Source organism: Micromonospora marincola (genome assembly GCF_056150385.1).
In genome coordinates this window covers 1-11,428 of the sequence record NZ_JAXCFT010000034.1, presented here as the reverse complement: position 1 = coordinate 11,428, position 11,428 = coordinate 1, and the positions used below count along the sequence as shown (strand labels likewise).

Below are 11,428 nucleotides of genomic sequence, written 5' to 3'. Positions count from 1 at the left end.
GCGATCTCCTCGCGTTCGGCGAAGGACAGATAGCGGCCCGAAGGCTCGTCCAGGCTGATCGGCGGCATGCCGCCAGCGTGACGAAACCACCGCGCCCCATCCGTCCGTAGGGGCAGGTAGTACCTAGGAGCCGATCTTCGCCAGGTCCGCGGGCGGCGACCAGGTGACCTTGCGTACCCGGTTCCAGCAGTCCTCCTTCTTGCACCACTCGGTCACGTTTGCCGAGCCGGGCGGGTCGATGATCACGTCACGTACGACCTGGGTCACATGCGGCACGATCGCGTCCAGCTGTTCGGGCACCTCCTGCAGCCGCCACACCAGGTCCAGGTTCAGGTCTCCGCCGAGACGTTCGACAACCAGCGCCATCACATAGGCGGCTGTCTGTCCCGGGTAGCCGCCGAGCCGCAGTCCGAGCACGCGTCTCCTGATGCCCTGGAAGAGGATGCCCTTGGCGACGAGATGCCGGAAGTAGGAAACGCCGGGAGAGTCCTTCTCCTCGAGCTTGCACTCGAGAGTCCATTCCTGGAAGCACTTCTCGGCGCCGAGACTGACCGTGTGCGGGCGCATGAGGTACGCCATCTCGTACTTGGCCGCGTCCGTCTTGCTGAACCGCTGGTGCGGTGGACACTCGGCTTCGAACTTCCTCTTGCGTGCGGCCGTGCTCTGGCGGCTGCGTTCGACCTGGTACTGGCCCCTGACGCGTTCGTAGTACCAGCGGGTCTCCTTCATGACGCTGCCGTGCGGCGGCGCCCACGCGGTTCGGGACACCTGTTCCAGACCGATGTGGAACTGTCCGTTTGCCTCGAAGTCGGCCGGGCGGATGGCGTTCTGGGAGTTGGCGTACCGGGAGATTCGCGGCACCAGCTCGTTGAGCGTTTCCTTCGGGACCACGGTGATCTTGGCCATGACGTAGACGCCGTCGAGGCTGTGGTTCATCGACGCGTGGTGCAGGGACGCTGTGGTCTGGCCGCCGTTGACGATCTGCAGGTCGTGCAGACGCTGCAGCATGACAGTGCCATTCCGGGTGTACGTGCCGACGTCGGTGGCGGTGGCGGAGATCCCGTTGTTGTAGGCGAGGAAGCGACCGGGGTGGTCACGGATCGTGGAGTGTATGTCCTTGTTGACCTTGCCGCGTGCCTGTAGGTACGCCCTGACATTGCGTTGCAGGATGCGGCTGTGGTGTTGCTCGTAGAGGTCGGCGAGGAGCTGGCCGGGGATGACGGCAAGGAGACAGCGGTAGCCGTCCGACTGCTCGGGTGACTCGAGGACCGGAACCGAGTGACCCATGTCCTCCAGGTCGATGACGATATCCTCCTGCGCCCGGCCGGACGAGGCCAGACGCTGCAGCCGGGCGAGGTCCCACACCTGGTACGAGACGGGGAGGCCGACGACGGTGGAATCCTCGATGCGCTCAAGGGTGGCGCGGCCGTCGGTGAGTAGAAAGACACGAACTTTCCTCAGCTCCGTCCACTCGGCGTGGATGCGCTGCGCCATGTCGTATACCGGGGCGGATTCTTCCTTGAGCTTGTGGAGTCCCTCGTGGCAGGCCTCCGCGAACGCCGTTGCGCGCCGGAACAGCGTCGTCACGCGTGCCTTGCTGATGGTCTCTCCGGACTTCTCGGTCTCGCGGGTGACCAGGTCGAGGATCGTGCCGTCGGAGCTGATGTTGTATCCAGACACCTCGAGAAACGGTCGGCCCTGCTGTCGCAGGTAGCAGACCTCGAGGTCCTCGAGGGAGCCATCGGCGATCAGTCGTTCGGAGACGACTCTGACGAACATGTCCCCGACCATCATCTCCGGTTCGGCGGACAGACGCTGGTTGACCTCGACACGCAGTTCCTCGGCGAAGGCGGCAAGATCGACATTGGTGGTCACTGGAGTGCTCCAAGGTTCGCCGAGGCCAAGCGCTGGACAATGTCATTCTGCGGGACGAGGAAGGGACGGCACTCGTCGAGGTCGACGGAGTAGGCCACGGCGTTGACTCCCGTGGGCACGTGCTGCCTGGGGATGCGGGGGAACCCGTTCGTCACCCGATAGCAGCGGCGGGTGACGAGTTCGTACCGTTCCCGTTCGTACTGCTGCCGGTGCAGGTCGAGCCAGCCGGCGTGCAGGAGTCGGTCCTCGAACGGCGCGGGATCCGCGGCCACCGCCGGTTCGGCACGAACCGCGTCGACCATCTCGGGCAGGCTCACTCCGGCCGTGGTGGTCGTCCGCACGCTCTGGTGGATCAGGGCGAGGTAGTCGATGTCGTCGGTGTCGAGCTGCGCCTCGTTGCTGATCCTGCAGCGCTGTGCGTCCCGATGGGTGGTGCACTTGACCTCCACGGCGACTCCCGATCGTTGGAAGTCCTGGTCCGCCCCTGTGGGGCCGACCCAGGCAGGGACCGTGGCGGGTCCCCACACCGGCAGCACGAGTTCGCGCAACACCAGCAGCTCACCGTAGAGCCCGAGTTGCGCCTGGGCGGACAGTCCGGTTCGTAGGCCCGCGGCGAGCATCCGTTGCCAGGAGCCCAACCGCTGGACCAGAGCCCATCCCGGGCGGTGAGGAGCTACTGCGAGGTGGTGAACGAGGTCGGCGACCAGGGTGTGGAACATCTCCGGCTCCACGGCCGCGCTGGCGGCGATGCGAACGGTGTGGTCGGCGAAGGCGCACCGCAGTCCGACGGTGTCGGCCATCCGTGGAGCTTCCGGGACGTCGGGGGCGCGGACGGCGAGGATTCGCACGCGGCCGGGGAACTCCATCTCGAGATGCACCTCGACGTGGGCGGCGTGCGCCCGAAGGCGACGGCGCAGTGTCCCGGGCAGCTGCGGGGGCGTGCTCTGCATCTGCTCGAAGAGCCTGGCGACCTGTTCGACGGTGGTTGTCACTCCGAGTCGTCCTCTGGCAGGCCGAGCTCCTGTGCGCGCAGGCTCTTGGCGAGGTTCTCGATGAAGACATTGTTCGCCTTGTAGCGCAGCTTCTTGGCGTTGTCCGTCTGGGGAAAGGAGATCGCGAAGCCGATGACGAGCTCGTCAGCCTTTCCGCTGCCGGGGTCGACCCGGTACAGCACCAGCAGTCCGTCCTGTGGTGAGCGTTCCCGCCTCAGCGCCCGACCACTGGGTCGCCGGACGGTTTTGTCAGCGGCGGCGTCGGCGCGGGTCCGGGCCTTGGCGCTGTCGAACTGCTTCTCGGTCAGTCCGATCGCCTCGTCCGCCGGGTTGACCAGGACGCCCACCTCGTAGTCCTCGCCGGACACGTAAGGTGTGCTGCTGGTGTTGCGGCGCGTCACCCGGCGTACCTCCATACCGGCGATGGTGTCGGAAGTCGGTGCCTTGCCCGCGACCACCGCCACGGTCCAGTTGACCAGTTCGCCCTTCGCCTGTTGCGCCTCGATGTACTCCAGCAGGAAACGGGGGGCTGCCTGGACGTTGCGAGGTGACGCCCTGAAGGAGGTGAGGAACGCCTTCACCGGTTCGGGCGGAACGTTGGTGCGGACAAAGCCGTTGGCGCTGGAGACGCTGCCCTCGGGCAGTGGGTCGCAGTCGGTGACTGCCTCGACGAGGTTGTCGAGCAACTCACGGTTGTTCTTCGACGACAACGGGTCGGTCAGCATCACCAGGGTCTCGGGGCGCTCACCGGAGAAGGTGAATGTCAGGGTGGTCGCTGCCCGTCGCTTCACGGCGGCTGTGACCTGCAGCTGCCCGATGCCGTCCTCGATCTTGAGGCCGACGTCGCGCGGTGTGGCGTTGTTCTCGGCAACCGTGGTCACGACGTCCATGAGCTCTCGGTTGGCGCGGGTGATGTGCACGTAGTAGTCGGTGAGTTCCCTGGTGGTGTACAGCCGGGTGACGTCGAGGTAACCCGTGCGGAAGCCGAACCAGCGGCCCATCTGCAGCAACGTGTCGTAGGCGCGGGAGGCGCGCAGGTAGTACGAGACGGTCAGACCCTCGAGGGTGAGTCCCCGCGAGAGCTTGTCACCGCCGACGGCGACCACGGTGACCGGGGTGGAGCGGTAGTCGAGGACGTCCTGGGCGGTGCCGTTGATGGCCTTGACGTTGTCCGCGGCCTCGGCGAGCACCTCCGGAACAGCGTTCAGTGCCTCTGACATGGTGACCGGGTCACCGATGGCGTCGCCGAGGTCGTCTCGGGCGGCGAGTTCGCGGTGTACCGGGACGAAGTCGCTGCGCCACAGCTTGCTCAGGCGTCTACGAAGAGCGCTGCCGGCCGCGCCGTGCTCCCCCCAGGTGTCTCGCATCGTGCCTAGGTGCTGGCGGACCTGACTGACGACCGTGGACTGGGTCTCGGTAAACCGTGTGACGTGGATCAGCATGGAGTTGTGGCTGGCGCGCCCGCCCGGACGGCCTGCGCGGACCTTGCGCACCGCAGTGGCAAGGATGAACGCGTCGATGGCCTCGACGAGTGAGGGGGGCATCGGAAACGACGGCCGGTGGCCGTTCTTGTGCCCGTCCGGCATCCAGGCCGAGTGGTCGTCGATCTGCTTGATGATCGGCAGCGGCTGGCGGATCTCGTCGGATGTCGGGTCCTCGAAGCCGAAGACCCGTTCCGGACCGCAGTAGTTGGACGGTGGCTTGAGGGCGAGGATGAAGCTGTTGGGGAACAGGTCCGGTCCGAGCTGCGGATGGTCGGTGGTGTGCGGGATGAAGATGTTGCCGAACGGCGTGGCGGTGTAGGCGACGTAGGCGCGGCGGTCGAACATCGCGAGTAGTTGCCTGATGGCCTTGTTGATGGCGGTCGGGTCGTGCTCGGGATCGCTGTGGGTCTTGTTGTCGGGCGCCTTCCTGGTGTCGATGGAGGCGTCGTCGGCCTCGTCGTCGATGAGCAGCAGCGGCAGGTCGGCAAGGGCATGGTCCTTGGTGAAGTTCTCCAGCCACGCGGTCAGGTTCTCCAGGATGCTCTTGTACTTCTTGACCACGATGAGCACACGGTTCTTGCGCAGGTCGACCGCCGTGGTGAGGGCGACGTTGCGCTTGAAGTCCGACTCCGTGGTGGTCAGGGGGAACACCTGCACCGGTGGGTGAAGGCCCAGCAGACCCACGCCGATGTCTCCCAGGCCGGCACCGTCGGCGCGGTGGCGGGTCACCCTGGTGTTGAAGCCGAGAAACTCCAAGTCCAGCCGAGCCTGGGTCTGGTTGCGGAGGCTCTCGTTTCGTCCGGCTAGGACGATCACGACGTGGTAGCCGGCGTCGACGGCCTTGCAGATGACACCGGTGTAGTTGGCGGTCTTGCCCGACTGGACCTGGCCGTAGACCAGTCCGTAGGTCGACCAGGACCCGGGGCGTTCCGGGTTCTCCAGCCTGTCCAGGACCAGGTCGGTCGACTCGTGCAGCGCCTCCACAGGCTGCGGTTTCCATCCCGCCCGGGTGGCGAGCCACTTGCGGTACCGTTCCCAGTAGTCGAAAGCGATCTTGTCGCGGCGGGCCGCGTACCACTGTTCGTGTTCGTCTGCGTTCAGGACGGCGACGGGCCGCGGCACCCACACGTCGAAGCGTTCCTCCAGACGGGTGACGAGCTCGTCGACGTCAACCGGTCCGACACTTTCTGCGACGCCAGCGGCGAAGGCCGCGACCTGCCGCACCTTGTCCGCGGTGCGTTCGGTGCGCGCCGTGCTCAGCAGGGCGTTCTCGCTGATTCCCATCGCCATGTCGAAGGCGTCGATCACTTGCCGTCCGTCCCTTCACCGTCGAGGACCTCCGAGAGCACGTCCGGGAACCGGTTGAAGGGCTCCGACGACCGCAGTGCCTGCAGGAACGCGGCCTTGGACGTCACGTCGGCGGGCAGCCTGGTCATGGCGGCGCGCAGCATCCGTACCACCTCGTCACGGTCCTCGGCCTCGAGCGGAGCCTGTGGCGTCCGTTCCGGCGCACTGTTGCTCTCCGCTGCTATGAGTCCGACCGGCACGGTCTCCTCCAGCAGGCGCAGCAGCGGACCGACGGTGTCCTCGGCCCCCGCGAGGGCGGCAGCGACCACCGGGTGTTGTCGATTGACCCGGTAGCCGATGTTGCCCCGTCGGCTGTGCTGCTGCCAGACGAAGACGAGCTGACCCCCTCCGCCGCCACGGCGGTCACTGGTTGACCCCCGATGGCGGAACACCTGTTCGGACCGGGTCCGCGCGAGCGCGGCGATCTCGGCGAGCCGGTCGCGCAGGTTTGCCGGCGGTATGACCGTCGCCTTCCTGACGTCGACCTGCCAGGAATGGTCGTCGTCGGCGCTGACGTCGACGGAGATCCGGGCGAGCTGCGTCGGTTGAGTGGATCGAAGTCCCGGCAGGCCGAGCCACCCGCCGAGGGTGAGGAGCCGGTCGCCGCGATAGACGTAGAAGCCTTGGTGCCGCATCCAGCCGGACGGCCCGGCCGCGCTTCTGCTCTCACCCTCGTCGATTCTGGAGGGGTGTGGGAGTACGTAGGGCGTGACGGTGACGACCGTGTCCCCGTTGTGGATCGGCTCGGTTCCCAGATCCTGGGTTGCCGGGTGCTGACGCACAAAGGGGTCCCAGGCTCTGACTGGCTGTCCGCCAACGCGCAGGCGCAGTGATCCGCGACCGATGTGTCGGCCGAACACGGCCCCGAGGTGGGTGCGCACCTTCGCCATCTGGTTGATCAGGGCCTTGCTGGTACCGTACCGGTCAAGTCCTCGCCACAGCACGACGGTGCCGTGTCCCTGGAAGCCCAGCTCGCGGACGATGGACGCGGCCTCGTCGTCCAGGGTGTCGAGCAGGTACCAGCCGTTGCGCCTGCGAACGTGTTCCATGTCCCACCCGCGGCTGGCGGGACGGCCGTCCGTCGTACAGCTGACGACGGTGAGGCGACGGGCCTGCGAGAACGACGCCGTCTTGAGCCCCAGCCCGAAACGCCCCAGGTCGGCGGGGTGGCGATGCACCCACGGCCCGTCCGTTCCGAGGTGCATAGCTCGGTGCAGCTGCTCCTCGCTCATGCCCCTGCCATCGTCGACGATCGCGACCCAGCCGCTGACTGGGTCAGCGTTGTACTCGACGCTGACAGTCACAGCCTCGGCCGTGACGCTGTTGTCGATGATGTCGGCCAGCGCGTCCGGCAGGTCGTAGCCCAACGCCCGCAGGGACTCGATCAAGGCCGCCGCCTGCGGTGGCGCGTGCTGGTCGCTCGGCTCCCCGGTCATCGGCAACCTCTCACTTGTTTACGGTCAGACAGCATACGACCTCGCTGAGGGACGGGCTGAATCGCTGAAGGCGGAACGGCCAGCCGCGAAGCGCTCTCCCGGGCGGTCAACCGACCGGGGTGCGGCAGTCACGACGGCCTACCGATAGGATGCCGATCGACTTGAAATTGTCCGGACGGCGTGGTGACTATCAGTCCCGGCAACCCGTACAGTACGGTTGTTATGATCGAGTAGAACAGGTGTACGCGACCCGCCACGCGGTGGGACGTTCACAAGGGGGGACGACAGCCGGGTGTCCACCTACGGCGTAAAGCTGCAGCGTAGCGACGATCTACGGCTCGCCCCACACACCGACGGCTGCACCACCGACACGTTCGTTGACTGGTGTCAGAGCGAAGTCGCCCGGGGGCGCCCGCTCGCCGTCGACCTCTTCTCCGGCGCAGGTGGTTTGAGCCTCGGACTCACGAACGCAGGGTGGACCGTCGCCGCCGCCGTCGACCACGACGCGAAGGCTCTTGCGACCCACCGCGCGAACTTCCCCGGACTCGCCTTGGACGTCGACCTCGGAGATGCCGCCGCCCGCCGGGGGCTCGTCCGGCTGCTCCGGAAGGTCGACGTCGATCTGGTGGCTGGCGGACCACCGTGTCAGCCGTTCAGCCGGGCCGGTCGCAGCAAGATCCGCAGCCTCGTCCAAGCCGGCGTTCGCGACGAACTCGACCACCGCAAGGAACTCTGGCGATCGTTCGTTGAGGTCGTCCTGCGAGTCCGCCCGCGTGCGGTGCTGATGGAGAACGTCCCGGACATGGCACTCGGCGACGAACTGTTCGTCGTCCGCACCATCGTGGACATGCTCGAGAGCGACGGTTACCGAACCCAGGTAAGGCTCGTGGATGCTTGGCGGTTCGGCGTCCCGCAACACAGGCAACGCCTTATTCTCCTCGCACGTCGCGACGACGGACCGTTCAACTGGCCGAAGGAGAGCGACACTCCCACGAAGCTGCGTGAGGCCATCGCCGACCTTCCGCAGCTGGGCTTGGACACCGGCGGACGAGTGATGGACTACACGGGACCGACCAGCGCCTACACGACGGCCATGCGTGTCGGCGCCCCCGCAGGGCTCGTCCACGACCACATGACGCGTCCCGTACGAGACGACGACCGCACCGTGTTCGCACTCATGGACTCCAAGACCCTCTACTCGCAGATCGATCCACAGTTGCGCCGCTATAAGGCCGACACGTTCGACGACAAGTACAAACGGCTCGGCTGGGAGGAACTCAGCCGATCGATCACCGCGCACATCGCCAAGGACGGATACTGGTACATCCATCCCGAGGAGCACCGCACCCTCACGGTCCGAGAGGCTGCTCGTATCCAGACCTTCCCCGACCGGTTCCGCTTCGCCGGCACACGCAGCGACGCATTCCGCCAGATCGGGAACGCAGTCCCACCGCTGCTGGGCGAGGCCGCCGCAACGGCGGTCAGGCCGCGCGAGGACCTGCCCCTGCCCAGCACCGACCGCAACATGGTCGCCCTACGCAAGCGGGTGGCCCAGTGGGCGACCCACCAACGCAAGGGCGAACACTGGTACCTGTTCCCGTCGGACCTCATGTCACCGACCCTCGCCGCCCTAGTGGCGATGTGCCGTGGCCAGACGGGACTGAACTCGGTCTTGGAAGGGGTGCGAGGACTGCCCGCCCTCACGCCACGCCACCTCGAGGCCATGTCCCGCCATAGCGACGCGACGCCACGACTCCGCAGGGCGGCCGAGCGGCTTACGGTCCTGATCAGCCAGCTCGACGACGACGGCGACCCGGTGGAGATTGCAGACAAGGCCGGCTTCCAGGCAGCTGAGATGGAACTGTTCCGCCTCCTGCTCGGCGAGGACAGACTGATCCCGAACCAGGCGACCGTAAGGGTGGCGGCGCGCGTTCTGAGCACAGCGTCCAGCGAATCGAACCTACGCACGAAGGGTCGCCTCGACCTCGCCCTCCTGGTCGGCTCCGGTCCGCATGCGCCGGGTCGGATGGCTGCCATCAGGCTCGTCGGTGCCACCTACTGCAAGCCTGATCAGTCGGTCTCCGACTGCGTCCGGTGCCCCCTCAGGAACGTATGCGACGCGCGATCCGCGCCTGCGCAGCCCTCTCGACAGGCCCCTGCCACACGTAGGGCAGCGTCCCCGGCGCTTTGACGTACCTCGCACTCCCACACTCTGACCACCTGCCACCCGTCGTCACGCAGGGCCGTGTCGTTGCGGCGATCACGGGCGACGTTGGTCTGCAGCTTGGCCCGCCAGCGATCGGCGTTCGGTCCCTTGAACACCTTGGGACCATGCTGAGGGCAGTTGTGCCAGAAGCACCCATCAACGAAGACGGCTACCCGACGACCAGGGAAGACGAGGTCCGGCCGACACCCGGCGATGCGTCGCCTCAGCCGGTAACGAAGACCGAGGGCATGTACCGCACGTCGAAGCGAGACCTCGGGAGTGGTGTCCTGCGTCCTGCGGCCCCGCAGATGAGCTCCCTCGTCGGTGGACACCCACCCGTGCCGGTCCGTCACGATCGTCGCAATTCGACCGGGCGAAGCATCGGAGCGGGGGTCCCCGCCTCGACCGCGGTACGCCGACATTCCGAGCAAGCTTCAGTCCTCGTCCTCATCGAAGTCGTCACCGCCTCCGGAACCCTCGAGAACAACGGTCCTGGCCAGGTCGGCCGGCCATCGGACCTCCGCCTCGGCGAGGATGCGCTCGGCGAGCCCCATCGTGTGCGAGACGGAGGGGGCGATAAGGCAGAGCAGGTCCGCACGCTCATCATCCCACGCGAAGCCGCACCCGGTAGCTTTCACGAGCGGTTGCAGCCAGTCGGCATGGTCACGGTCGACCGCTGCCATGACGATCGGATGGTCGGACCAGGCGGTGACGCTGCGGTGGCCGCGACAACTGGCGGCCGGAACCGTACCTACTGACGCCAACGCCATGACGAGCCCTGCCACGCCGAGGTCCAGCCTCTCGAGGTCGCCCACCTCGCCCGTGAAGCAGGCCCAAAGCTCGTCCTCGACGCCCTCCAACTCCGGCTCGACCTCGTCCGCGTCCTGATTGAAGAACTCGATCGCCGCGGCGACCTCCTCGAACCCAGCGGTGTCAACCGAAAGCTTGTCTGCCAGCGCGACCAGGCGGCGCTCCACGACGCCGACGGAACGAGCGAGACCAGGGTCGACATTCATGATCGACCGAGTGCCGTGGAAGTAGCCCAACGAGTCGTCGACATGTCGTGGCATCCAAAAGTCGTGTTCCGCGGCAGCCTCGGGTCGACCCATACCGACGCACTGTGAGGGATCAAATCTCCTTATTTCATCCACAGAGCTGATGACAATCTCCCAGTCAACCCGTTCTCGTCTCGTTCCGCTACCTCGCCGATTGAGACCCCAACTACGGTGGCATAGCCGCCTGGGTGGGTTGACAGTGTGTGCCATTGCGGCTTCCCTCCCTCGGATACCAGCCGCTACTGAACCAAGGGCCCGCCGCTACTTGCCGGTGGCGACATCGACAGCGAGCGCGACTGTCAACACCGGCTGAACGTTCAGGCGGCGTCGACAGCGACGAGGCGTGGCGTTTGGAGTGCGCCGACGGCCATCGCCCACGACGCGATCCAGGCTTCGAACAGCCCGGCCAGGAAGCCTTGGTCACCGGTATGCAGGACTCCACCAAAACCGGGGCCGGCTTATTCTGGGAAGGGTTCTCAAGAGCATCGCCGATTGCACCGCAAGCGACCTACGCCGGCATGTCGAGGTCTTGCAGCATTTCGACCTTCACTACCGCGAGGACGAATATGCAGATGGCCCACCGCTGTACGTAATCGGCAATTCAACACCGGGAGTTGGGTGGCCGCTGCTGCAAGACATCCGCGATAACGAAGGATTCGATGATGCGGCGATTCGCCGAATACTCTGCGACCTCGACTTCAGCGTTCTTGACGTCGAATAAATTAGACGCTTCCGGCGGCACCGAAATCGTCGACGAAGGGTGGGGCCGAAACCGGCGACTGAACGCTCTCGGACCTACAAGAGGGACCAGTGCTGCCACACTCACCGCTGTGACCGCTTCGAGTTCCGGGTCACCGACGTGTTCAACGGCCGGGGACGCCGCGGACGGCTCGTCGTCGGCGCTGTCATGCACGGCATCGCCCGGTCGAGTATAGAGCCTTTTCCAAGCTGATTTTGCAGTTCAGGGCGGGTGCGGCAGGCCCGGTGATCGATGGGTGCGAGGCTCCAGGTAGGACAGCTGTCGACCAAGACT

General features: G+C 66.2%; 6 protein-coding genes and 1 pseudogene. 1 reads left to right on the top strand and 6 read right to left on the bottom strand.

The genetic code is table 11. From position 1 onward, the window contains the following. Positions 1 to 123 precede the first annotated feature (123 nt). Genes SM450_RS30735 through SM450_RS30720 form a run of 4 tightly spaced genes read right to left on the bottom strand, consistent with a single transcriptional unit; the run spans position 124 to position 7,134 of the window. Entirely contained in the window at positions 124 to 1,875 is a 1,752-nt protein-coding gene (locus tag SM450_RS30735) for an AIPR family protein (protein WP_474623280.1), read from the bottom strand. Further along, positions 1,872 to 2,867: a PD-(D/E)XK motif protein gene (locus SM450_RS30730; RefSeq protein WP_474623279.1), complete on the bottom strand. Its 996-nt coding sequence runs from the start codon at positions 2,865 to 2,867 to the stop codon at positions 1,872 to 1,874. Before SM450_RS30730 ends, SM450_RS30735 begins: the two co-directional genes overlap by 4 nt. After that, the gene (locus SM450_RS30725) at positions 2,864 to 5,659 is read right to left on the bottom strand and encodes a Z1 domain-containing protein (RefSeq protein WP_474623278.1); all 2,796 of its coding nucleotides are present in this window, start codon (positions 5,657 to 5,659) and stop codon (positions 2,864 to 2,866) included. Before SM450_RS30725 ends, SM450_RS30730 begins: the two co-directional genes overlap by 4 nt. Beyond that, a complete protein-coding gene (locus SM450_RS30720) occupies positions 5,656 to 7,134 on the bottom strand; it encodes an ATP-binding protein (RefSeq protein ID WP_474623277.1) in 1,479 nt (492 codons plus the stop codon). Before SM450_RS30720 ends, SM450_RS30725 begins: the two co-directional genes overlap by 4 nt. Before the next feature lie 292 nt (positions 7,135 to 7,426). Here SM450_RS30720 and SM450_RS30715 point away from each other — a divergent pair, with 292 nt between their 5' ends. Beyond that, positions 7,427 to 9,325, top strand: coding sequence for a DNA cytosine methyltransferase (locus tag SM450_RS30715; protein WP_474623276.1), 1,899 nt, complete (start codon positions 7,427 to 7,429; stop codon positions 9,323 to 9,325). 17 nt (positions 9,326 to 9,342) lie between these two features. On the opposite strand, the pseudogene vsr reads toward SM450_RS30715, so the two are convergent. Both vsr and SM450_RS30705 read right to left on the bottom strand, forming a co-directional pair. Next, positions 9,343 to 9,762, bottom strand: a pseudogene (vsr, locus tag SM450_RS30710) (DNA mismatch endonuclease Vsr); the annotation flags it as partial. A gap of 12 nt (positions 9,763 to 9,774) precedes the next feature. Beyond that, positions 9,775 to 10,410: a hypothetical protein gene (locus tag SM450_RS30705; RefSeq protein ID WP_474623275.1), complete on the bottom strand. Its 636-nt coding sequence runs from the start codon at positions 10,408 to 10,410 to the stop codon at positions 9,775 to 9,777. Positions 10,411 to 11,428 lie beyond the last annotated feature (1,018 nt).

Coding starts and splice junctions, on each gene's coding strand:
- SM450_RS30720 (WP_474623277.1), bottom strand. CDS start 7,134: ATGACCGGGGAGCCGAGCGACCAGCACGCGCCACCGCAGGCGGCGGCC.
- SM450_RS30705 (WP_474623275.1), bottom strand. CDS start 10,410: ATGCCACGACATGTCGACGACTCGTTGGGCTACTTCCACGGCACTCGG.